This is a genomic window from Candidatus Methylomirabilota bacterium, from assembly GCA_003104975.1.
In the GTDB taxonomy this organism is placed as follows: Bacteria; Methylomirabilota; Methylomirabilia; order Methylomirabilales; family Methylomirabilaceae; genus Methylomirabilis.
Genome location: PQAM01000019.1, coordinates 165902 through 188888, shown reverse-complemented (window position 1 = coordinate 188888; position 22987 = coordinate 165902). Strand labels below are relative to the sequence as shown.

Below are 22987 nucleotides of genomic sequence, written 5' to 3'. Positions count from 1 at the left end.
CAGGAAACCGGGGGAAGGTCACAACGACATCCTTTGTCCACAAGAATAGTTCCTCGTCAGTGTTAAATCCCTGAGCCTTGAGTAGGTTTTCTAGCTTACTGAGGGGAGGTTTTGGAGATGCTGGACGGCTAGAGTAGTGGGCGACAAATAAGCTTCGAAACTCCCGACTTTTCTTTACGCCGAGTTCAGCCATCAGTTGGCCTCCCCGATTTGGAAGCTGGTTCCCAAGGAGATGCTGAATTTGGTGTTCCCAAAGGTCCTCAAACTTGTAAAGTGCGATCATGATAGCCCCAATTCCCATCCGCACAAAATACTTGGGGTGCTTAGTTTGCAACAGGTTTGGCTGCTTCATCGCAATGCAACCGATCACTCTTCCGGCGTGGATCTCTCCCATTAAGTCGTTCAGAACCCCAAACGCCGACTTAGCGAGTTCGTTATCAGTATGAGTGGCCTTCATCCTCTGTGCCGATCTTTATCATGCTGCCAAAAAGTGAACCCCACTGACAGATGACTTCATGTCAACATGTCAAGAAGATGTTATTGACTCTTGCAGAATAAATGTAACGCTGCCCTTCTTTGAAATCCCTGAGAAATCGAGCCTATGCGCACATAGATGCGTTGCGTTACTTACGCAAGCTTCAATAGGATCCGTCTCGGAACCCTAGGCGGCTTGCTCTTAAACGTTGCCAACCACCGATCGAATTCGTCCTCGCCCTGACGCCACGGGTTTTCGCGGTCGAGTTCCCAACGTATGGGATTGGTGGCAATATAGTCTCGGATGCGGTTCAAGGATTCTTCGCTTCGGATGACGTGTTCGTAATAGTTGCGTTGCCAGAGAGGTTGCCCAGAACGTGATAAAAGACGATTCGAACCGATGGCGGCTATCGATTTGAACGCTCGCAGAACGCTCCCCAACGAGTCGGGTCTGGACCTTCTAGGGGCGCTGCTTGCTGCGTCCCTCGCGGGCAGGGCAAGCCCTGCCCCTACAAGAACAAGAATCCCATGCACGTGATTCGGCATCACCACAAATGCATCCAGTTCTATGGTTGGAAATCGTTCTGAGAGCCCATCCCACACGCTTTGTACGACCCGACCCACATCGTTTAGGCGCATCTTCCCATCAACGACAGTACCAAATATACACTCTCGGTCCTTTGTACACACCGTCACAAAATAGGTGCCTTCCCACGAATAATCAAATCCCTGTAGGCGAAGAGATCGGCGGCGATGAGCAGGTGGGTTACTAGGCATGTCCCTGATGGGCGCAGCAAGCAGCGCCCCTACGGGAGGAGCTTGGTGCTTCGTTCGGCTCGCGGGAGCTGATTTTCAGCATTTTCGGTCAGATGTTGGTGGGGACCGATTCGCCGGCGGCGCCGGTCAGCACCTTCTCGGAGGCGTCGCTGAGGGCCTTCACATGCCGGCGATCCGTCGTGAAGACCCGGTAACGGGCGACCTTGGGCGGGATATCGCGGAACAGCTCCATGAGCGGCCTGGGCGATACGTCACCCGTGGCGGGATTGTACATGAAGATCTGCTTGCTCCCCTCGGCCAGCGGGTTGATGGGACGGGGATCGAGCGCGGCCATGTCGACCTTGAACTCAATCCCGTGCAGACGCCTTGGCAGGCAGCGACGGATCGCCTCTTCCAGATGTTCGGCCGTCTGAAACCGGACCATCCGCTGAGACTCCTCGATGGTGGAGACAACGTCGTAGGCCATCTTCCACTTGACGTTCCGGCCCAGCACCTTGCCCCATTCCGCCCCCAGCGCCCGCTCGTGCGGATCCTTCGAGGCGACCCACTGGCCGACCCGCTCGAACATCGACCAGTCGGTCAACTCCAGATACCGGTCCAGCGCCTTGTACGGATTATACGGAGCGATCCGCGCCATCGTCTCTTTGAAAATTTCCTGAATATGCAGATCGATGGCCCGGGTCGTCCGATGATGGTAGACGTGCAGGTAGAGCGCGAACTTCGCATTCAGGAACCGCATCAGAGCCGACTCCCCCGCCTTGTGCAGGGTCAGTCCCTTCGGCGTAAAAAAGGTGTACAGCAGCAGTCGCTCGATATCCACCATATCCAGTGAAAAGCCGGTCATATAGGCGTCTCGCTGGACGTAATCCAGATTGTCGACCGTGTAGATCCCGGAGAAGAGCGGGCGGAGCGCCGACAGCCACTCCGGGAATCCGGCCGCGAGGCCGGTCCCGGACCGAGTCGACGGACCGGGCTTCTTGATCAAAAACGCAACATATCTGGGGTCCAGCCGCTCATTCGGCCGAAAGAGGCCGTTCGGGCTCCGGCGGATCGCCTGAATGACGCCGCCTAGCCTCTTAATGATGATGGCCATCCCCAGGATCTCGTGGTTCAGTCGCTCGCCGCCGACCTGAAACTGCCGCAGGAAGTGGTCGTCGAAGAAATGCCCGAAGGGACCGTGTCCCACGTCGTGGAGCAATCCAGCCAGTCTCAGCAGCTCTTCAACGAACGGCTCCGACGGCAGCGTCTCCCCGAATGTCTCCTTCAAGCTGGGGTACAGATGTCGCGCAAACGCCCCGGCCATGTGCATGGTTCCCAGGACATGCTGAAACCGACTGTGTTCACCGGAAGGATAGACCCACCAGGTACTCTGCAGTTGGTGAATACGTCGCAACCGTTGGACCCACGGGCTGTCGATAAGCTCCTTTTCGGTCCGTTCCGATCGATGACCCATTGGAACGGTAAAGAGGATGTAGCGATGGATCGGGTCGGCCAGTAACGCCACCCCTTCGTAGGGCGATATCAGTGGCGTACTCACATTTCCGGTCGAGTGTCTCGCGGCAGTACGCGGTGTGGCCATCGATCCCCCTCTAGATCAACGCGGATTCCAGAACGATCCCTCGATCCAACATCGTGGTGGCCCGCGACAGCGTTCGTGTCAACTCGGTCGGCAGTTCCGGGCTCTCTTCGAGTTGCCGACACAGATCGATCAGACGGCGGAATGCCCGGATCAGATCGCCCTCATGCCCGCCAAAACTCTGCTCAACCAGCGCCAGCCAATCGTCCTCGCCCGAGACCCACCGATGGGTTGCCGCCAGATAGGTTGTGTGCATCGAGACCGGCAGGTCAATCTGAAAGGACCGTTGGACCCTGTCCACCTCCAGGCTCAGCTCCTCCAGCGTCTTGATGCGTCGGCGCAGGTGGGCCTGATCGCGGAGGAACAGCCTGGCGGCAGGCAGCTCGGTTGTGCGCGGCTCCTCCACGAGACACGATAGAAGCGCCGCCAGCTCCTCAGGCAAGAGCCCCTTCAGAAGCCCGGAGAAGACCACCCGAGCCACCAGGAGTTCGTTGTCGTGTCGCAGCGACGCGATCAGACGGCCTTCCGCGCCTAACCGCCCATCCTCGAGATAACCGAAGTGCTGAAGGATTCCCACAACCCGCAGAAACTGCTCCCAGTAGGAGTTCTGGAGCTGCTGCTGGGTCTGCTGGTGACGCTCCAGTATCTGGCCCAGTCGCCGGGACTGTTTAAGCTGTCGCTCTCGGTGCGACCGTTCCGCACAGCGGTGACACGGCATCTGAGAAAGTTCCAGGGCCATCGCTTCGAGTCTGGATCGACTCTCCTCGAAGTCGCCCCAGAAAAAGGTCACGGTACCCGCGGATCGCCGACCGCGACCCCGACCGCCGCGACGTCCGCCCCGCCCGGCCGCGATCCGCAGATGCGCGAGTCGCTCCCGCTCTTGGTCGAGTGCGGCGCGTCGCTCCCGATACTCGATCAGCGTGCTGATCGGACAACAGGGTGAGGCCATCCCGTCGGCGTCGGCCAGTTGACGGATCACCTTCTCTTGCTCACTCCGGCTGACCTCGATCTTTCGGCGATTCTGAAACTGGCCGAAGCTCTTCTCGATTGTCTTACGGATCGCCTCGGGTTCGCGTTGCATCCGGATTAATAATGCCGCACTGCTGTAGCCGATCCGAAATCGGCTGTCGATCGGCTCAGGTTGGCCTTGTACCAGACGGACGGCGTCCTCGGCCGCCTCGGCGGAATCAAGCGCCAGAAGGCAGGTCCCCTTCGGATCGATCCCCCGTCGCCCGGCTCGCCCGGCCATCTGGAACAGCTCCCCCACGGTCAGTCCCCGGAACCCGAGATCGGTCCGCTTGCGCAGCCCTCCGATCACGACACTCTTGGCCGGCATGTGAATGCCCAGACTCATCGTTTCGGTCGCGAACACGACCCGCACCAGTCCCCGCTCAAACAGCACCTCAGTCAGCCGCTTCAGTGCCGGGAGCACACCGGCGTGGTGCAGTCCCGCCCCTCGACGGAGTCCGTTCAGAATCAGCCGATTCAGATCGCTCTCGGAACTGATGCTTGGGTAGTCGATGAGGGTCTGCCGGATCGCCACCTCGACCTCCTCGCCCCTGGCGGCATCCAGGAACGGTTCGCCGTGCTCCAGGAGGCGGGTAAGGGCCCGCTCGCATCCCGATCGACTGAAGATGAAATAGATCGCCGGCAGCCAACGGTGCGCCCGCAACACGGAGATGGCGATACTCTCGTCAAGCGCCCGGCGGCGAAAGGGGGGGCGGTGGCGTCCCCCGCGTCGATCCCAGCGACCCATGTCCCGTCCCTCCGACACACGTCGACCGGAGAATGAGGCGTGAACGATTCGTCGAATCGAAGCCGCCTCGGGCGGCCAGAGTTGGCCCTCCTTATCGCAAAGCAGGTATTGGAGTGGGACCGGGCGAACCGGATGGTGAATGGGTCGGATCGGGCGGTGCGTCTGGCCGATCCATTCGGCAATTTCGCCGATGTTGCTGACGGTCGCCGAGAGGGCGACAAGTTGCACCTCCGGGGGACAGTTGATGATGATCTCTTCCCAGACCGTCCCCCGCCCCACATTCCCCATGTAGTGGCACTCATCCAGCACCACATAGCGAAACCCCTCGAACTCGCCCCCATAGAACTTGTTTCGAAGGATTTCAGTCGTCATGACCACCAGTGGCGCTCGGGGATTGACCTTGACATCGCCGGTCAGAATACCGACCGTCTCTTCACCCCATTGACGGATGAAATCGGCGTACTTCTGGTTGCTCAGGGCCTTCAAGGGGGTCGTGTAGGCGATGCGATGGTGATGGGCCAGCGCCCGAAAGATCGCGAACTCGGCAATGAGGGTTTTGCCCGCACCGGTTGGCGCAGAGACGATAACGGAGCTTCCCTCCGCAATCAGGCGGTTCGCCTCCTCTTGGAACGGGTCAAAGGGGAACGGATACCGGTCGCGAAACGAATCGATCAGCGCCTGCGCATCCGGCGAAGGAGATGAGACAGCAATTTCTACGGGCCTGTGTCCTTTTGACATTTCTTGTTAGTAACATTAGCAGATTGCGCCGACCGCTTCAACTGCCTCAGCCCCTGAAGCATCGTGGCGTTTCAAAGCCCCCGTGAACGCAATCATCATACGCTTGCGTCAGGCGTATTGGTCGTGTAAGCTGGGCACCATCGAGGCAGAGTCGGATAGGGTAAAAAGGCAGAGAGGTCCTGGATCATGATAGACGAACCGTCACAGACAGAAGAGGCGATTCGAGTGCAGATAGAGACCGCAGTGGAGGCGATCGACGGCGCGCTACAGGGAATCGTACGCTTCCTCACGCCGCTTCGACCGACGATGCGGAACGAGCTGATCCAGTTCCTGGGCCCCCATATCGAGCAGGCCCGCCACGCCAAGGAGTCGCTCGAACGGATCCTGCTGGAGTTACAGCAGAAGAAGGGATCGTAAGGGTCAGACCTCCGCGCTCGGCTTTTCTCCTGCTGCCACGTCACCCAGGCGGACATATCCCAGGGTCCGTAGAAATTGCTCACCCTCAGTCGATTTCAGGAAGTTCAGCAGATAGTCACTGAAATGCCTCGCCATGTCCGCCGACAGGTAGGGCGGATGCCCCGCCGCGCACCAGATCGTAATCTTATGATACAGGCTGTCAACTTCTCCCGTCATCGCGACCCCCTCTTTACCGGACCTTCGGCTTCGGTGTACTAAGCTCAGCCGCCTCCTCACCCTCGACCTTCGCCTGCATCTTTTTCACCAGGTCTCGATACGAGGAGGTGCGAATGATCTTACTGAACTGGGTACGATAGTTATTCACGAGACTGACGCCCTCAACAACAATGTCATAGACCGACCATTTAGAGTCGGCTCTCTGTAGACGGTAGGCAATCGGAATCTCCTGGTTCCGCTTCGTCACAATCTTTGTCCTGACCTCGGAATAGTTGCCATCCGTCCTCTCTTCCAGGTATACGATCTGCTCGCCCGTATACCCCTCAACCCGGTCAATGTAGGCCCGTTCCAACAGGTCGGTGAAGAGGCCGACGAATTCGGTGCGCTCCTCGGGCGAGCGCTCTTTCCAATGCTGGCCCATGGAACGCTTCGACATTTCGGAGAAATCAAATCGCTCCAATACGGTCTGGCGGAGCTTGGCCCGACGCTCCTTCGTCCTCCGATCATCCTTGAGCGTCGGATCGGTCAGGATCTCCAGCACCTGGTCGACGGTCCCCTTGACCTGATCGGTTGCCGGACCGGCCAAGCCCTGTCCCGGCATGGCCAAGATCGCCACGGCCGCCGCAACGAGGGTGAGGGTCCTCCATTTCCATCCAATACTGGAATACTTTATGATCACTTCATCTCCTCCTTCACAGCCAGACCTGTAGCGTACTCGATATTCGCAAGGGCGAGGTTATGATTGTACATCGCCTTATAGTGATCCGCGCGCAACCGGGCATACGACTCTGCCGCCTGGCCAAGGTCTCTGGACTCCCCAACACCGAGATCGTAATTCGCCTTGGCGGCCACCAGCCATTTCTTGGCGTTTCGCCATCCTTCCTCTGTGGCCCTCAGCGTTTCCCTGGCTTCTGCCAGCTCCCGATGCGCCTTCCGCACCTGCAGGGGGATACCCCGCTCCGCAAGCGACTTCATCTCTCCCACCTTCAGGTGTTCTGCCTGAGCCGCCCGGATTTTGCCTCGAATGATGCCAAAGTCAAGTTCATATTTGAAGCCCAACACAATCGCGGTATACCGATCATTCAGCGGGTCGTAGGCCCAGGGATTCTGCTGGCGCGTGCGGTTACCGGCCTGCGCATAGACGCCGTTCACGGCAGCGAAAAAGTGCGGATACAGATTGCTCTCCTCAGCCTTGACCAGCGCCTCGGTGGCCTTCAATCCGGCCCTCACCTGGGTCATCTCGGGTCGCAGTTCCAGCGCGAGCCCAGCCCCCCGATCGGCTTGTTCCACTTCCTTGGGCGCCGCCTCCAGTCCCACCGCATCCAGTTCGAACGGCAGCGTGCGATCATGACCCGAGTAGAAGATCAGCGCACCCGTCGCCAGATCAAACCCCTTCTGCGCCTCTTCTCGGTTCTTCAATACCTCACCCCTGAACGCCTTGAGTTTATACAGATCCATCTCATCAGCACCCGGGGCCTCGGCCTTGAGCTGTCGCTCGGTCTTGTCGATCGCCTTGTCGAGATCCTTGGCTACCTCATCGATCAGCCCAAGCATGTCGCTCGCCAGAAGTCGGCTGTAATAGAGCTCCTTGACCTTCAGGATCAGATCGGCAGCCTTCTCCTCGACCTTCGCTCGCTCGACCTTGACCCCTTGTTCCGCGGCCTCACGGAATCCCGTCAGCTTTCCGAAGGTATAGAGCGGCTGGACCAGTCGCATCTCCACCCGCTCGAAGACATTGGTCACGTGGGGGTGATTCTTTCGATCTGGCGAACCGTCCTCGACGGTTCCGCGAGCCCGTGGGGACGGCCCGATAATACCCGTAACCTCGATCTGCGGGAAACGACCGGCGTCGGCCTGATCTTTCTTGGCCATCGCGACCTCAGCGCCTCGTTGGGCCTGACGGATCTCCGGGCTGGTAGCCAGAGTACGCTGAATCAGATCCTTAAGGGTGTAGACGGCCTTCGGTGCCGGCGACTGCGCAAATGTCGGCTGTGCGATAGCGACCGTTGTCATGAGCGTCATGGACAGCACGATCCAACGTGCCCGTCCCGCTCGACCTGCCTTCATCATGAGCGCCTCCTTCGAGATCAGCGTTTCGACGTGAGCTATGCCTGGTGCCTCTTACGATTAGAGTTTGCCGAAGATATAATTCGAGATAAGTTGCTCGATGTCGATGGGGTCCTCGGTCTCTCGGAGTTTGCCTCCGGGCTGGACGATCGTATCTGAGCCTCCCGGCGTAATCCTCACGTATTTCTCGCCGATCAGCCCCTTTGTCCGAATCGAGACGATTGAGTCATCCTGAAGCTTGACGGCGGGATCGATGCTCATGGCGACGCGAGCTCGATAGCTGTCCAACCCGATCTCTTTGACCCGCCCGACCTCCACCCCGGCGATCTCGACAACCGACCCATTCTTCAGACCGGCAACCGAGTCAAACTCGGCGATCACGGTATACCCTCGATCGCCGACCAGCTCGAGCTTGCCCAGTCTGATCGAAAGCCAAGCTAACGCGACGATACCCACCACCACGAACAGGCCGACTACCGTTTCCATGGTCAGTCGCTTCATCGATCTTACGCTCCCTGTCGATCTCGTGACAATCCTGTCATCTGTGTCTGAGCCGCTCTATCGGATCGATGTGCTACTCTACGCCGGCCTGCCCGTTGGTGGCCCCGGTCAGAAACTGCCGAACGATAGGATTCGCGGAGGCCATGATAGTCTGCGGACTGCCGTGCTCTACAATGACCCCTTCGTGGAGCATCGCGATCGTTTGGGCGATATCGAAGATCTCCGGAATATCGTGACTCACCACAACCGCAGTAAACCCAAAGCGCTTGTGGGCGTCCAGAATCAGCCGATGAACAGAGTTCAGCAGGATCGGATCAAGGCCCGTCGTCGGCTCATCAAACAGGATGATCTCCGGATCATGGACCAGGGCCCTGGCTAAAGCGGCCCGTTTCTTCATCCCTCCGCTTAGTTCTGCCGGATATTTGTGCGTCATATCGGCGAGTCCCACGGCCTCCAGGCGCTGCATCGTACGCTGTCTGATCTCACCTTCCGACAGTCGGGTCTTCTCACGAAGCGGAAAGGCCACATTGTCAAACACCGTCAACGAATCAAACAACGCGCCCCCCTGGAACAGGACGCCGAACTTTTCACGCACCGTATCCAGGGCCTTACCGCGAAGCCGACAGAGATCGGTTCCGTCGACCAGCACCTGACCGCTGTCGGGCCGCATAAGACCGACGAGATGCTTCAGCAGGACACTCTTGCCGCCCCCGCTCCGCCCGATGATCGCCGTCACCTGCGCTCGGGGGATGGTCAGATTTAACCCCCTGAGTACCTGTTGCCGGTCAAAGCTCTTATAGAGATTAACAAGCTGGATCATCCGGCTTAGAATAGAACGGCGGTCATAACGTAGTTCCAAACCAGCACAAGAACCGACGAGAGGACGACCGCTTCGGTCGTGGCCTTGCCGACGCCCTCGGCTCCATATCCGGTGTAAAACCCTTTGTAGGTGCAGACCCAGGTGACGATGAGACCGAAGCTCACAGACTTCAGGAAACCGCCTCGTATGTCGCTCATCTCCACCATGTTGCGCATCTCGGAAAAGTAGGTCCCGGCGCCGACGCCAAGCATCTTCACGCCAACGAGGTAGCCGCCGAAGATTCCTACCACATCGAAGATCGCCGTGAGCAGCGGGACGGCAATCAGTCCTGCGATAACCTTGGGAACGACCAAGTATTTCATGGGATTGACCGCCATCGCCTCCAGCGCGTCGATCTGCTCTGTAATCCGCATAATGCCGATCTCGGCGGCAGAGGCCGATCCGGCCCGAGCCGCCACCATCAGGGCCGCCATCACCGGTCCCAGCTCCCGGATCAGACTGAGCCCGACGGCCGGACCAAGCAGCGCCTCAGACCCGAACTTTCGAAGCGTGTAGTATCCCTGGAGCCCCAGCACCATTCCGCTGAAGGCGGCAGTCAGCAGGATGATCGAGCTCGACTTCACTCCGATGAAATAGATCTGGCCGACGATACGCCTGATCTTCAATGGTGGCAGGGCCGCCCAGAAACCGGTTGAACCCAGGAAGATGGCCATACTTCCCATGGTCCGGACCTGTTGGAGTACCACGCGTCCAATAGAATCTAACGGGTTGCCCATGCTCTACTCCAAGGGAGATTTTCAGCGCGTCGGCGAAGGAATTGACAGGTTGGTAGAATTGCATACGCGTCCCGAGTTGTCAATTATTTCCTCTCGTCTGCGGACCGGGAGGATGATCGATTTTGGAAGGGCTGCCACCTGTTCCTTGCCGCCGGAAGATAACCCTTGTATCATAATTGTAAGCTCCTTATTATACTATCGGTTTTTCAAGAAGATAAGGATCAATCATCATCCTCGAGGTGAAATGGCCGGGTTAAGTCCGATCATCACGACAATTATACCAACAGCACTCAGCTCTCTGGGACGTAGGAGAGCTCATCGGCGCCGGCCTGTGCTCCTCGGGCTTACGGTGGTACTGCTGGGGCTCACATTGCTGACCACTGAAGCCAACCCTATCCCCAATCCGGCCGGCATTCCGCTACCTATCAGCGGAACGATGGATGAGAAAGGGGTGCCGGTCGGGTGGGAGCTGGAGGTCTACGAGAATCATCACGAAATAAGGCTCGAACCGTTTAAGAATGGCCGATTCGCTATCCACCTTGGAAGCAATAACAGCTCCTTCGGGCTGCACAAGATAGTCGAGGTGGACCTGAAGGAATATCCGATACTCACCTGGTGGTGGAAGGTGGATCGCCTCCCGGAGGCGGGCGACGCCCGCGCAAAGGAGACCAACGACCAGGCCGCCCAGGTCTACGTCATCTTTCCCCATCCACTGTTCAAGATGCGAAGCCCTGCCCTTGGCTATTATTGGGACAGCAATGCCCCGGTGGGGACGATTGCTGATGGGTACTCCCCCGTCACCCCCAACAAGAATATTGTCCTGCGGAGCGGAAAGCAAGAGTTGGGTAAATGGGTCCAGGAACGTCGAAACGTTGCAGAGGACTACGTACGGCTGTTCGGCAAGGATTCGCTCCCCAAGGTGGGGCGCGTCGCCATCTGGATCAACACCCAGCACACCAAGTCAACCGCTCAGGCCTCCTTCGCCGACCTCCAATTCCAACGCACCAATTAGGCCACAACCTGAGCTATCCTACGGCGCGTTGCCATCTCGACCGCGAGCGCTTGTCAACAACGATGGCACGTGGTATGCTCCAGTCGCAAGCGTACACTGAAGTTAACCATTGGTCAATGCTCGCAAGGTGGCTCCGCTCGCGGGTTCGCACCATTGGTCGTAGAGGAAAGGAAGAGCCCGTGAAGTTTCTCGTAGTCCTAGAAGTTGGGGAGGACGGCTACATCGTGGCCGAGTGCCCAGCCTTGTCGGGTTGCGTTTCTCAGGGTCGGACCGAGGAAGAAGCCCTAGCGAACATCCGGGAGGCGATCCAGGGGATTGTGGCAGTTCGACAGAAACATGGCCTGCGGATTCCCGAAGAGCGCGTAGTCGAGATCGCGGTCCCGGCTTAGTGGTGAAGCTCCCGGTCATCTCAGGTCGAGAAGCGGGAAAGGCATTCGCCAAGCTCGACTTCACGTACGATCACCACCAAGGCTCTCATATGATCTACTACCACCCATCCGGCCGCCATCTTTCCGTCCCGGACCACAAAGAGCTGGATCGAGGAACCCTCCGTAAACTTATCCGGCACGCTGGGATCACGGTAGAAGAATTCCTCGCGCTTCTTCAAGATTCCTAATCGACTACCTTATCAGTTGCAGGCATTCCTCTCTATATCTTTCACAACCATCTGACAGCTCGCGAGGAGTCATAATTGAGAGACGCGGGCTTCTCCTCAGAAGGCCGCCGAGGCGCCCTAACCAGGAACGTATCTTCCACCTCAGACCGGTGTTATTCCCTCACCATCGTCAAAGCAGAGTGCGTCGTCGAACCCGCGAATTTCATTCAAGCGTTTCTGGACACCTTCGCCAAGATCGCTCCCAGCAAACATCCGAAACCCATGTCCCTGGAGATTCCCGCCTTGCGACTTGCAGGTCGCGCTGCCGAAAAGGTGGAGGCGCGACACCTCGACGGCGCTGCAAAGCGATAGCCCAACACCGCGCGAGTGATCCGGCGTCCGAGGTAAGGCTGGAAGAAAGCGCTTCTTGATCATTTCCTCTGTCGCTCTTCTACAGTCGTCGATAGCTCTCGCGTCGGTGTTTGACTCTTAAGACCTCGATCGTGCGCGCCTTGTCGTCAACGTCGTAGAGTACCCTGATATCACCAACCCGTATCCTCCAGGCGCCAGTAGCAAGCTTGACGCATCCGGAGGGGCGTGGAGTTTGAGCCAGCGCCGCCAGCGCCTCCTTGACCCTCGCCCAAGTCTTGCCCCTGAGCCGATTCAGGTCTCGTTGTGCCCTGGGACCGAGCAGTAGCCGATGCATGGGGTCCGCGCTTTTAGAGGTAAGCAACGAGGCCGACGCGCGCCGCGGTATCCGCTACTCAAAAATACGTCACCATCTCCTCAGCCGGCTTGACAAACTTTTTCGATTGATCGCACGAGTGTCGAACCACATACAAGGTCAGAGAGGTGGCTACTTGGGACAGTGAGTGGCTTCAGCGACCGTAAAACGATAGAAAGAAAGATTGCCGTCCGCAACCTCTTCATCGATGAGGATGGTGAAGCGGTCCTCTTGAGGGTGGCTGATCACCGCGCCTGCGACGCCGTGGACCGCTCGCAAACCAGGCAGGTAGTCAAGGATCGTGTCCGGCTCCGGCTCCACGATGTAGTCGATATCGATTGGGATTGTGAGCCCCGGCCAGCGTTCATCCAAGAGGAGTTTGGCAATCTGCTCCAGTCGGGGGATGGAGTAAGCGGGAACGTCCTCGGTCTTCACCGTTGAGGCTTTCCGAGGCGCTGATTGATATAGTCGGTCAGCTTGGCCAAGTCTTCTCGGTTCAGTCGTTTATTTTCAATCGTACGAAGCAGTACCGGAATCCCTGGAGTCTTTGCGGCAAATGCCGCAACGTCCGGCGGTAAGGCAGGCTGTTTGTGTGCCACCGCGAGATCAAACAATCGCGTACGCTCCGTGGACCCCTCGGGGAGACCGAGCGTGTCGGCGATGTTCGCCAACACCGCAGGATCTTGCGGAGGGGCGACGCGTCCATGCTCCATATTGCTGAGATTGGACGGCTGCATGTCGATTGCTTCAGCCAAGCTGCGGAGACCATATCCGGCCTTAAGACGGTACTCTCGAAGGTATGTTCCAAAGGCGTGATGGGCGACCATCGTCTCCTCCTGTGTAACTGTTATATAACCTATATAACTATAGGTCCAAGGAGATGACGTGTCAAGGGGGTGGCAAAAGTATACGAGAAAGTGGCGGAGGCGTGTGAGGGTCGAACTCACCAACCCGTTATTAGCGGGTACGCTGGTTTTGAAGACCAGGAGGGCCACCGGGCCCACTCCGCCTCCGAATGGGGAGAGACGTTTCCTACGCCGGGTGCCAACTGAGGGGTCGGCCGCCCAGCAGGTGCAGGTGTAGGTGATAGACCGCCTGCCCGCCCTCGCTGTTGCAGTTGATCACGACGCGAAAGCCCCGGTCGGCGATCCCGATCTGTCGAGCAATCCGGTTCGCCACCAGCATCAGGTGCCCGAGCAGCCGATCGTCGGCTTCGTTCGCGTCAAGGAGTGTCGCGAGGTGTTGTCTGGGAACGATCAGGATGTGGACAGGGGCCTTCGGATGAATGTCCTCGAAGGCGACCGATTGCTCATCCTCGTAGACAATCTTTCCAGGACGTTCTCGCTTCGCGATCTGGCAAAAGAGACAGCTCTCCACGTCCTCGTCCTATCGATACTCCGCCTTGTCCTTTTTCCCGTACCGTTTACGCAGCTCCCGAGCGACCGCTGACGGCGCGATTCCATGATGCCCCAGCAGGACCAGCGCATGAAACCAGAGGTCTGCGGCTTCGTAGATAATCTCCTCCGGGTTCCCATTCTTCGAGGCCACCACCAACTCGGTCGCCTCTTCGCCGACCTTCTTGAGGATCTGGTCCTGGCCCTTGGCGAACAGACCGGAGACATACGAATCCGGCTGTGGTCGCGCCTGACGATCCCTGATCACCTCGAAGATCTGCTGCAGGACGGCAAGGCTTCCGCCGTAGACCGCCTCCGGATCGAACTGCTGCTGAGCGGTATCCGGTGGCGCATCGGGGGACGGAAGCAGGCGACGGTAGAAGCAGGATCGCCGACCGGTGTGGCAGGCCGCCACCACCTGTTCGGCCTTGATCAGCAGGGTATCCTCGTCGCAGTCGTAATAGATCTCGTGGACGCGCTGGATATGGCCGGACTCCTCCCCCTTTTGCCAGATGCGCTGCCTGGACCGGCTGTAGAAGTGGGTGAGACCGGTCTCCAGCGTCATCTGCAGCGACTCTCGATTCATATAGGCCAGCATCAGGACCTGGCTGTTCTCAGCATCCTGTACAATGGTCGGAATCAGGCCTGAATCGTCGAATCGAAGCTGGGTGAGATCGAACGCTTCCATTGCTCTTTAATCCCGCACCGGGACACCGCGACCACGCAGGTACGCCTTCGCATCCTGAATGGCATATTCACGGAAATGAAAGATTGAGGCGGCCAGTACGGCGTCAGCCCCCGCGACAACCAATGCGTCGTACAGATGATCCAGGGTACCGGCACCCCCCGACGCGATAACCGGAATCGTGACGGCATCCGCCACCGCGCGGGTCAGGGCCAGATCGTAGCCGTCTTTGGTGCCATCCCGGTCCATGCTGGTAAGCAGGATCTCCCCGGCGCCCAGCGCCTCCCCCTGCTTCGCCCACGCGACCGCATCCAGTCCAGTCGGTGTCCGGCCGCCGTGGGTGTAGACCTGCCAGCGCGGCGTATGAGCTGGGGGTTGGGGGTTGGGGGTTGGGGGTTGGGGGACAGAGGTCGGAGCGCACGCTGCACCGTCGTCGAGCCGTTTCGCGTCAATGGCGAGTACGGTGCACTGACTCCCAAACCGCTTGGCCGCCTCGGTGAGCAGTTCCGGGCGCTGTACCGCCGCGGTGTTGAGCGAGACCTTGTCGGCGCCGGCCAGGAGCAGCGCCCGGATATCCTCTACTACCCGGACCCCGCCGCCTACCGTGAGAGGGGTAAAGGTCATGTCCGCCGTCCGGCGGACCACATCAAGCAGGATATCCCGCCGCTCGTAGGAGGCGGTGATATCCAGAAATACCAGTTCGTCGGCCCCCTGCTGGTCATACAGCGCTGCCACCTCGGCCGGATCGCCCGCGTCGCGGAGATCCACGAACCGCGTCCCTTTCACGACACGACCGTCTTTGACATCAAGGCACGGAATGATGCGCTTGGCCAGCATGGTTTATCTCGCCGCCGTAATCGCGTCCTTCAGTAAGAATCGGCCCTCATAGAGCGCCTTGCCGACCAGGGCGCCGATGACAATAGAGGGCTCCAGCGTCGCGAGCCGTCTGAGATCGTCCAATGTGGCGATCCCTCCGGACGCGATGATCGGGTGACGGGCCGTCTGAGCCATCCGGCGCAGGGCATCCAGGTTGGGTCCCGTGAGCATCCCGTCTCGCTCGATATCGGTATAAATAATCCCGGCCAGCGGCAGATCGGCCGCCCGTATCGCCAGATCGGTCGCGAGCAGTTCGGTGGCCTCCGCCCAACCCCGTACCGCCACCCTCCCGTTTTTCGCATCGATACCAAGCAGAATGCGACCGGGATAGACTTTGGCGGCCTCCCTCAGAAGTCCCTCATTCTCGATGGCAGCGGTCCCAAGGACAGCCCGCTCGATGCCGGCGGCGAACGCCTGCTCCACATTCGCCAGGCTTCGCAACCCACCGCCGAGTTGCACCGGGATTGTGATGGCGCGGGTCACCTGGGCCACAACAGCGAGTTGCTCCGGCCGTCCGGCAAAGGCGCCGTCGAGATCGACCAGGTGCAGGATCGACGCCCCTTCCTCCTCCCATCGCCTCGCCGTGGCGGCGGGATCGGCGGAATAGGCGGTTTGGCGCAGGGGATCGCCCTGTGACAACCGAACGACTTGGCCCCCTTTGAGGTCGATCGCGGGAATGATCAGCATCTACGTGAGGGACGCGAAGTTCCTCAACAGTTGAAGACCCAGGACTTGACTCTTCTCGGGGTGAAACTGGCAGGCGAAGAGATTCTCGCGCCATAGCGCTGAGGTAAATCGACGACCGTACTCCGTTGTCGCAGCAATCACGCGTTCATCCTCAGGCTGTACAAAGTAGGAATGGACGAAGTAGAAGAAGGCTCCGTCCGGAATGTCCTTGAATATCGGCGCCTGCCGTTCGATCCTGATCCGGTTCCACCCCATATGCGGGATCTTGAGTAGGGGCGGTTCGCGAACCGCCCCTACGGCAGCGTTCGTGAATCGGACCACCCGACCCTTGATAATGTTGAGGCCCGCGTGATGTCCGAATTCCTCACTCTCACTGAACAGAAAGTGCAGCCCCAGGCAGATGCCGAGGACCGGCTTCCCCGCCTCGATCGCCCGCAGCAGCGGCTCGACGAACCCGCCGTCCTGAAGTTTCCCGATCCCGTCGGCAAATGCGCCGACCCCAGGCAGGACAATGCCGAAGGCGTCGCGCAGTGTCCCAGGATCGTCGACGATCCTGGCATCGGCCCCGACACGCTCAAACCCCTTCTGAACACTCCGAAGGTTCGCAATGCCGGAGTCGATAATAGCAATCATATTACCTGACCTGCCAGGGGTGGGCGGTAGGTGGCGACGCGTCGTCGACGGCAGGCGCAGCATGGACAGCGCAGCCTGTCGGCGCCGATTCGAACCGTACAGGGACGTACGGCGAGATTAAGCGGAGCCGCCTGCCGGCCACTTATGAGTTTCAAGTCCCGCACCCCCTATAAACTCCCCTTCGTTGAGGGGACCTCAACAATCCGCGGATCGACCGCCGTCGCCTGGTCGAGACACCGGGCCAATGCCTTAAAGATCGCCTCGACGCAGTGGTGCAGGTTTTCGCCGTACAGGACCGCTACATGAAGGTTGACCTTCATGTTCATAGCCAGGGCGCGCATGAACTCCTTGACAAGGGTGACGTCAAAACTCTCGATCCGACCCTGAAGTTGGGGCGCCTCATAGACCAGATAGGGGCGGCCGCTGATGTCGAGCGCGATGCGGGCCAGCGCCTCATCCAGCGGCACAAGCGCCGACGCAAATCGTCGGATGCCCCGCTTATCCCCCATGGCCTGGGCGAACGCCTCGCCGAGCGCGATCCCGACGTCCTCCACCGTGTGATGCAGATCGACCTCAAGATCGCCTCCCGCCTCGATATCCAGATCAAAGAGGCCGTGCGTCGCCAGTTGGGCGAGCATATGATCGAGAAAGGGGATGTGCGTCTGAAGCGCGTGCCGCCCCGTCCCGTCCAGATTCAGCGTAACTGCGACGTCGGTCTCTGCGGTCTTTCGGTGGACCTTGGCTGTCCTGCTCATCATCGGGCCTCCGTCTGCTTCACTTGGCCTTGCACCATGCATGTCTGAGGTGGACGGTAGGTGGCGACGCATCGTCGACGACAGGCGAAGCAGGGACAGCGCAGTCTGTCGGCGCCGATTCGAGCCGTACAGGGACGTACGGCGAGATCAAGCGGAGTGACCTGCCGTCTACCCATGAGCTCCAAGTCCAGTACTCTCGGAACGTTTCATTGCTTTCGCCAATGCCTCCATGAACCGATCGTTCTCCGCTTTCGTCCCCACGGTCACCCGCAGACAGTCGTGCAGGCCCTGTATCGATCCGAGATTTCTCACCAATACCCCCTGCTGCCGCACGGTCTCGAACACCTCTGCCCCGGAATGTGCCGTCCGGAAGAGGATAAAGTTCGCCGCTGACGGGAAGACCTCGATGCCCGGAAGTCCCGCCAGTCGACCCATCAATCGCTCCCGCTCTCGGACTACCTCACGAACATTGGCATTGATCCACTCGTGATGGTTGAGCAGCACAACTGCGGCCGTCTGCGAGAAGCAATTGAGATTGTACGGAAGACGGACCTTCTCCAGTTCGGCCGCGAGGAGAGGATGCGCTATCAGGTAGCCGATGCGCAAACCGGCCAGCCCGATCTTGGAGAGGGAGCGGAGGATGACCAGCCGCTCCTGATCGACCAGATGCGGCAGCATGGTCCGCCCCGCGTACGCCCCATAGGCCTCGTCTACCACCACCAACCCGGGCGCGACGGCTAGAATCTTGAAGATCTCCGCCTCCGAGAAGAGAGTACCGGTGGGGTTGTTCGGTATCGCCAGAAAGACGACCTTGGGGCGCAATTGCTCGATGGTCTCAAGTAGGGCCGGCAGGTCGGCCTCGAAACGAGAGTCGAGGGGGACCCCTTCAAAGCGTAGCCCCTGGGCCTTCGCAATCAGCTCATACATCGAAAAGGTCGGCACCGGCGCCAACACGGTCGTTCCGGGTTCCGACGTCGCCAGCAACAGCAGTTGAATCAGCTCATCGGAACCGTTGCCGAGGATCAGCGATCCCGGCGGCACCTGAAGCTGTGTCGCCAGGACGGCTCGAAGCTGATCGGCCTTTGCATCGGGGTAGCGGTGGAGGTCCACCCGTTCCAAGGCGCCGCCAACCTCTCGGCGAAGGGTCTCCGAGAGCGGGAACGGGCTTTCGTTGGCATCAAGCCTGATCAGATCGGGTCCCGGCTCTTCGGCCCGATAGGCGGTGAGGCGTACGACCTCCGGTTTGACCAGATCGAGCAGGTGCGGCCTCGTCATGCGCACCTCCTGATCGAGGCTGCCCGTGCGTGGGCCTCAAGCCCCTCCAGGCGGGCCAGCTCTACCAATGCCGGCTCCAACGCCTCCAGCTTCTGACGACTGAAGGCGATCAGCGAGCTCTGACGTTGGAAGTCGGCCACGGAGAGGGGTGAGGCAAAGCGCGCTGTCCCCCCCGTCGGCAGGATATGATTCGGCCCGGCCAGATAATCGCCTACCGTCTCCGGAGTGGCGTCCCCCATGAAGATGGCGCCCGCACACCGGATCTGCGGCAGCAGTCTCCATGGGTCTCTCACCAGCAATTCGAGATGTTCCGGCGCGATCTCATTGGCGATGGCGGCGGCCTCATCCAGTCCCTTCACAACGACGGCTGCGCCAAACTGCTCCAAGGAGGCATCTGCGATCTGTCGTCTGGGCAGTTGCGCCGCCTGACAGGCGACCTCGGCCACCACCTCTTCGGCCAGCCGCTGGGATGGTGTGAGCACGACGGCACTCGAAAGCGGATCATGCTCGGCCTGCGAGAGCAGGTCAGCCGCCGCCCAGTCGGCCCGGGCCTCTTCATCGGCGATGATCAACAATTCCGTCGGGCCCGCGATCATGTCGATCCCCACCTGCCCGAAGACCAGCCGCTTGGCCGCCGCAACAAAGATGTTGCCGGGACCGACGATCTTGTCCACCCTCGGAATCGATGCGGTCCCATAGGCCATAGCGGCCACTGCCTGGGCGCCGCCCACCTTGTAGATCGCATACACCCCGCACAGATCGGCGGCAACCAGTACCGCGGCGGCCACCGTGCCGTCGCGACGCGGCGGCGTACACATCACCACCTCCGTCACGCCGGCGATGGCGGCCGGGATGGCGTTCATGAGCACCGTAGACGGATAGGCCGCCGTACCCCCCGGCACATAGATCCCTACCCGGTTGAGCGGACGGACCAGCATCCCGACAATCGCGCCCTCTTCATCCGAGAACCAGGACTCACGGCGCTGTCGGACGTGGAAGGCCCTGATCCGCGATACCGCCGTCTTGATCGCTTCCAAAGAGGCCGGCGCCAGGGCCGCGTACGCCTCCTCAACCTCCCGTCGTGTGACCTGTACCGACACGGCATCCAGACGGACGCCGTCCAGTCGCGCCGTCTGTTCGAACAGGGCGGCATCGCCGTCCGCGCGTATGCTTGCCACAATACCGCCGACGGCCTGCTCGATCTCCGCAGGTATCGTCCCCTGTCGCGACCGGAGTCTCGCGAAGAACAGCGCGCACTCCTGCGATCCGGCCTGAAGCAGTTTCATGGCCGTACCCTCGTCGCCTGCGCCTCGACCTGCTTCCGCATCTGTTCGATCAGCTCCTGGACCCTGCGGTACTTTGTCTTCAGACTGGCCCGATTGACGATCAGCCGCGCCGTCGACCGCGTGATCTCCTCAACCTCGACCAGACCGTTCTCCTTCAAGGTCTGCCCGGTCTCGACGAGATCGACGATCCGCTCGGCCAGCCCCACAAGGGGCGCGAGCTCAAGCGACCCGTGTAATTTGATGATGTCTGCCTGTATCCCCTTACGGGTAAAGTAGGCCTCCGCAAGATTAGGGTATTTCGTCGCCAGCCTGAGGTGCGACCAGGAATGCGGATCATCCTGCTTGCGGAGCTCGGCCGGTTCGGCGACCACAAGCCGACAGGCGCCGAACCGGAGATCCAACGGCTCGTAGACATCCCGGTGTTGCTCAAGGAGCTGATCCTTTCCCACGATACCCATATCGGCGGCGCCATGCTCCACATAGGTCGGGATATCAGTAGGTTTCAGCGTCAGAAACTGCAATTGCCGATCCGTATCCTCGCAGATCAGACGGCGTGAGTCGGCGAATTCCCGGAGACAGGTGATGCCCATCCCCTCAAAGAGGGCCGCGACAGGGGCCAATAGTCGACCCTTGGGTAGAGCGATGGCGATCACATCGTTGTGCTGGATTCCACGTGCCATGTCTCGCGTTTCGGGTTCAGGGTTCCAACTCGACACTCGATGCTCAGAACCCAAAACTCTCCTTTACTCCGTCACCCGCTCGATGTCGGCGCCAAGACCTCGGAGCTTCCGTTCGATCGATTCATATCCCCGATCCAGATGATACACCCGCGAGACGGTTGTGGACCCGTGGGCTGCCAGCCCAGCCACAACCAGCGAGGCGCTTGCACGGAGGTCGGTCGCCATTACCGGCGCGCCCGTCAGCCTGGGAACGCCGTTCACGAAGGCGACGTTGCCGACCACCTGAATATCTGCGCCCATCCTCAGCAGCTCATTTACATGCATGAACCGATTTTCAAAGACCGTCTCGGTGACGACGCTGCTTCCTTGGGCAATCGACAGAAGGGCCATACATTGCGCCTGCATATCGGTCGCAAACCCCGGATAGGGATGGGTCCTGATATTGACACCGCGTACCGGCCCATCGGCGACGACCCGAACGCTGGTGTCGGTTTCCTCCAAGACGACCCCGGCCTCTCGCAGTTTTTCCGTCACAGCCTCCAGGTGGCACGGTCGACAGCGATTGATGGTTACATCGCCCCCGGTGATCGCCGCCGCAACTATAAAGGTCCCCGTCTCGACCCTATCGGGGATGATTTCGTGTTCGGCCCCGTGTAGACAGGACACACCCTCAATACTGATGGTGGGGGTTCCGGCGCCTTCGATTCTGGCCCCCATACGATTCAACAAGGCAGCCAAGTCGATCACCTCAGGCTCGCACGCCGCGTTCTCCAGCACCGTGACCCCGTCGGCCAGCGTCGCGGCCATCATCACATTCTCGGTACCGGTGACGGTCTGGCCGTCGAACGTGATCCTGGCGCCTCGTAAACGCGCCGCCTTTGCCTCGACGTACCCGGCATCGAGGCTGACCGTTGCGCCCATCTTTTCAAGCGCCGCCAGATGCAGGTTAATTGGCCTCGGCCCGATCGCGCACCCGCCCGGCAACGAGACCCGTGCGTGTCCGAAGCGGGCGACCAGCGGGCCCAGCACCAGCACCGATGCCCGCATCGTTCTGACGAGTTGATAGGGGGCCTCGCATTGATCGATCCCGTCGGCACGCAGGGCGAGGGTTGCCCCATCAGTCCGTTCAGCCTTGACCCCTAAATGGTTGAGCAGGCCGATGGTCGTCTTCACATCGCCCAGTTGCGGAATACGATAAAGCCGGATCGATTCACCGGTGAGCAAGGAGGCCGCCATCGCAGGCAGGGCCGCGTTCTTTGCGCCGCCGGCCGTCACCTGTCCCCTCAACGGGACCCCACCCCTGATGATCAGTTTATCCATACGCCATCTCGTATCGTTGCGCACACACAACCCGGTCACAACCGGCAACGTCCGGTCGCGTCTCTACCGATCCGAAGCCAGCACTGTCTCGGATCAGGGCCGTCACGGCCGGCGCCTGGCCGTCGCCGACCTCGAGGACCAGCCACCCGCCCTCCCGAAGATAGGTAGGGGCCGCTTCGATGATTCGTCGGTAATAGTACAGGCCGTCCGGACCGCCGTCTATGGCCTCGACAGGCTCGTAGATGGTGATCTCCGGCGATAAGGTGCCGCACTCTCCAGAGGGAACATATGGAGGATTTGATACGATCAGATCGCACCCTCCACCGGCATTGACCGTTCGAATCGGCTCCAGGAGATCGCCCTGGATACAGCGAACCCTGCTCGCCAACCCCAGTGCCGTAATATTCCGCCTGGCGATCCGGCAGGCGCCCGGCGAACGATCGATTGCATAGATGAGTGCGTGGGGCAGTTCTACCGCCAGCGCCAGGGCAATAGCACCCGAACCGGTACCGAGGTCCACGATGACGGGTGTTGGGTGTTGGGTGTTGGGTGTTGGGCTCTCCGGATCTAGTCGCCTGCCGCCGATTTTGTCCAGGGCCGTCTCGATCAGTATCTCGGTATCCGGCCTGGGTATCAGGACATCCGGACTTACCGTGAAGGAAAGGGACCAGAACTCCTTGACACCGAGGATGTAGGCCATCGGCTCTCTGGCCTCGCGCCGCGATACCATCGATTCCAGGAGGTCTGACCTGTCCGCGGCGATCGGTCGGTCCGGGTCCAGGATAAACCACCATCGCGGTATGCCCGATGCGACCTCCATCAGACAGGCCGCGTCCAGCAGCGCGCTCTGCACGCCGCTTCCTGCCAGGCGCTCTACGACGCGGCGATACGAATACTCGGTCCCCGCCGCTCCGGCAGGCAGCGTGACGAGTCCCGCGGAGCCCATC

At 60.1% G+C, this 22987-nt stretch carries 28 protein-coding genes and 1 pseudogene; 4 read left to right on the top strand and 25 right to left on the bottom strand.

Annotation, left to right across the window (positions count from 1 at the left end):
• The 4 genes and pseudogenes from C3F12_15065 to C3F12_15050 form a co-directional block, all read right to left on the bottom strand.
• The coding region (locus C3F12_15065) for a hypothetical protein (GenBank protein PWB42502.1) at positions 1-457 on the bottom strand (457 nt) is incomplete at its 3' end.
• Between the two features lie 266 nt (positions 458-723).
• Positions 724-1251 (bottom strand): annotated as a pseudogene (locus C3F12_15060) (transposase).
• A gap of 88 nt (positions 1252-1339) precedes the next feature.
• Positions 1340-2830 (bottom strand): metal-dependent phosphohydrolase, encoded by a 1491-nt coding sequence (locus C3F12_15055; protein PWB42501.1) that lies wholly within the window; start codon positions 2828-2830, stop codon positions 1340-1342.
• 10 nt (positions 2831-2840) lie between these two features.
• Complete coding sequence (locus C3F12_15050) at positions 2841-5321, bottom strand: hypothetical protein (GenBank protein ID PWB42500.1); 2481 nt, start codon at positions 5319-5321, stop codon at positions 2841-2843.
• Between the two features lie 186 nt (positions 5322-5507).
• Between C3F12_15050 and C3F12_15045 the strand changes: the two genes are divergently transcribed.
• On the top strand, positions 5508-5738 hold the full coding sequence (locus C3F12_15045; GenBank protein ID PWB42499.1) for a hypothetical protein: 231 nt from the start codon (positions 5508-5510) through the stop codon (positions 5736-5738).
• 3 nt (positions 5739-5741) lie between these two features.
• Here the strand turns inward: C3F12_15045 and C3F12_15040 are convergent, their stop codons facing one another.
• From C3F12_15040 to C3F12_15015, 6 genes are all read right to left on the bottom strand, one after another.
• Positions 5742-5954 (bottom strand): hypothetical protein, encoded by a 213-nt coding sequence (locus C3F12_15040; GenBank protein ID PWB42498.1) that lies wholly within the window; start codon positions 5952-5954, stop codon positions 5742-5744.
• Between the two features lie 13 nt (positions 5955-5967).
• Positions 5968-6555, bottom strand: coding sequence for an organic solvent tolerance ABC transporter substrate-binding protein (locus C3F12_15035; GenBank protein PWB42520.1), 588 nt, complete (start codon positions 6553-6555; stop codon positions 5968-5970).
• A 74-nt stretch (positions 6556-6629) separates the two neighbouring features.
• Complete coding sequence (locus C3F12_15030) at positions 6630-8024, bottom strand: hypothetical protein (protein ID PWB42497.1); 1395 nt, start codon at positions 8022-8024, stop codon at positions 6630-6632.
• A 57-nt stretch (positions 8025-8081) separates the two neighbouring features.
• Positions 8082-8522, bottom strand: a complete 441-nt coding sequence (mlaD, locus tag C3F12_15025; GenBank protein PWB42496.1) for an outer membrane lipid asymmetry maintenance protein MlaD — start codon at positions 8520-8522, stop codon at positions 8082-8084.
• A 73-nt stretch (positions 8523-8595) separates the two neighbouring features.
• Positions 8596-9342 carry an ABC transporter ATP-binding protein gene (locus tag C3F12_15020; protein ID PWB42495.1) on the bottom strand — a complete coding sequence of 249 codons (747 nt, stop codon included), beginning with the start codon at positions 9340-9342 and terminating at the stop codon, positions 8596-8598.
• Positions 9343-9347: 5 nt separating this feature from the next.
• A complete protein-coding gene (locus C3F12_15015; protein PWB42494.1) occupies positions 9348-10118 on the bottom strand; it encodes an ABC transporter permease in 771 nt (256 codons plus the stop codon).
• Between C3F12_15015 and C3F12_15010 the strand changes: the two genes are divergently transcribed.
• The 3 genes from C3F12_15010 to C3F12_15000 all read left to right on the top strand — a co-directional run bounded on the left by C3F12_15010 (position 10048) and on the right by C3F12_15000 (position 11746).
• Positions 10048-11130: a hypothetical protein gene (locus tag C3F12_15010; GenBank protein PWB42519.1), complete on the top strand. Its 1083-nt coding sequence runs from the start codon at positions 10048-10050 to the stop codon at positions 11128-11130. The two genes, C3F12_15015 and C3F12_15010, sit on opposite strands and share 71 nt — an antisense overlap.
• Positions 11131-11309: 179 nt before the next feature.
• A complete protein-coding gene (locus tag C3F12_15005; GenBank protein ID PWB42493.1) occupies positions 11310-11519 on the top strand; it encodes a type II toxin-antitoxin system HicB family antitoxin in 210 nt (69 codons plus the stop codon).
• Complete coding sequence (locus C3F12_15000; protein PWB42492.1) at positions 11519-11746, top strand: hypothetical protein; 228 nt, start codon at positions 11519-11521, stop codon at positions 11744-11746. The genes C3F12_15005 and C3F12_15000 overlap by 1 nt, the downstream gene beginning before the upstream one ends.
• Positions 11747-11887: 141 nt before the next feature.
• Here the strand turns inward: C3F12_15000 and C3F12_14995 are convergent, their stop codons facing one another.
• The 15 genes from C3F12_14995 to prmC all read right to left on the bottom strand — a co-directional run bounded on the left by C3F12_14995 (position 11888) and on the right by prmC (position 22986).
• Positions 11888-12160: a hypothetical protein gene (locus tag C3F12_14995; protein ID PWB42491.1), complete on the bottom strand. Its 273-nt coding sequence runs from the start codon at positions 12158-12160 to the stop codon at positions 11888-11890.
• A gap of 16 nt (positions 12161-12176) precedes the next feature.
• Positions 12177-12431, bottom strand: coding sequence for a plasmid stabilization protein (locus C3F12_14990; GenBank protein ID PWB42490.1), 255 nt, complete (start codon positions 12429-12431; stop codon positions 12177-12179).
• Between the two features lie 150 nt (positions 12432-12581).
• The gene (locus C3F12_14985) at positions 12582-12884 is read right to left on the bottom strand and encodes a hypothetical protein (protein PWB42489.1); all 303 of its coding nucleotides are present in this window, start codon (positions 12882-12884) and stop codon (positions 12582-12584) included.
• Positions 12881-13276 (bottom strand): hypothetical protein, encoded by a 396-nt coding sequence (locus C3F12_14980; protein ID PWB42488.1) that lies wholly within the window; start codon positions 13274-13276, stop codon positions 12881-12883. Before C3F12_14980 ends, C3F12_14985 begins: the two co-directional genes overlap by 4 nt.
• Before the next feature lie 205 nt (positions 13277-13481).
• Complete coding sequence (locus tag C3F12_14975; protein ID PWB42487.1) at positions 13482-13826, bottom strand: histidine triad nucleotide-binding protein; 345 nt, start codon at positions 13824-13826, stop codon at positions 13482-13484.
• Positions 13827-13835: 9 nt separating this feature from the next.
• Positions 13836-14531 carry a bifunctional phosphoribosyl-AMP cyclohydrolase/phosphoribosyl-ATP pyrophosphatase gene (locus C3F12_14970; protein ID PWB42486.1) on the bottom strand — a complete coding sequence of 232 codons (696 nt, stop codon included), beginning with the start codon at positions 14529-14531 and terminating at the stop codon, positions 13836-13838.
• Positions 14532-14537: 6 nt separating this feature from the next.
• Positions 14538-15365, bottom strand: coding sequence for an imidazole glycerol phosphate synthase subunit HisF (locus C3F12_14965; protein ID PWB42485.1), 828 nt, complete (start codon positions 15363-15365; stop codon positions 14538-14540).
• Positions 15366-15368: 3 nt separating this feature from the next.
• Positions 15369-16091 (bottom strand): 1-(5-phosphoribosyl)-5-[(5-phosphoribosylamino)methylideneamino]imidazole-4-carboxamide isomerase, encoded by a 723-nt coding sequence (gene hisA / locus C3F12_14960; GenBank protein ID PWB42484.1) that lies wholly within the window; start codon positions 16089-16091, stop codon positions 15369-15371.
• The gene (locus C3F12_14955; protein PWB42483.1) at positions 16092-16724 is read right to left on the bottom strand and encodes an imidazole glycerol phosphate synthase subunit HisH; all 633 of its coding nucleotides are present in this window, start codon (positions 16722-16724) and stop codon (positions 16092-16094) included.
• Positions 16725-16891: 167 nt separating this feature from the next.
• Complete coding sequence (locus C3F12_14950) at positions 16892-17479, bottom strand: imidazoleglycerol-phosphate dehydratase HisB (GenBank protein PWB42518.1); 588 nt, start codon at positions 17477-17479, stop codon at positions 16892-16894.
• A 168-nt stretch (positions 17480-17647) separates the two neighbouring features.
• Positions 17648-18754 (bottom strand): histidinol-phosphate transaminase, encoded by a 1107-nt coding sequence (locus C3F12_14945; protein ID PWB42482.1) that lies wholly within the window; start codon positions 18752-18754, stop codon positions 17648-17650.
• Positions 18751-20040: a histidinol dehydrogenase gene (gene hisD, locus C3F12_14940; GenBank protein ID PWB42481.1), complete on the bottom strand. Its 1290-nt coding sequence runs from the start codon at positions 20038-20040 to the stop codon at positions 18751-18753. The genes C3F12_14945 and hisD overlap by 4 nt, the downstream gene beginning before the upstream one ends.
• Entirely contained in the window at positions 20037-20720 is a 684-nt protein-coding gene (locus C3F12_14935) for an ATP phosphoribosyltransferase (protein ID PWB42517.1), read from the bottom strand. Before C3F12_14935 ends, hisD begins: the two co-directional genes overlap by 4 nt.
• 63 nt (positions 20721-20783) lie before the next feature.
• Positions 20784-22040 (bottom strand): UDP-N-acetylglucosamine 1-carboxyvinyltransferase, encoded by a 1257-nt coding sequence (gene murA, locus C3F12_14930; protein PWB42480.1) that lies wholly within the window; start codon positions 22038-22040, stop codon positions 20784-20786.
• Complete coding sequence (prmC, locus tag C3F12_14925) at positions 22033-22986, bottom strand: peptide chain release factor N(5)-glutamine methyltransferase (GenBank protein PWB42479.1); 954 nt, start codon at positions 22984-22986, stop codon at positions 22033-22035. Before prmC ends, murA begins: the two co-directional genes overlap by 8 nt.
• Between the last annotated feature and the right edge of the window lies 1 nt (position 22987).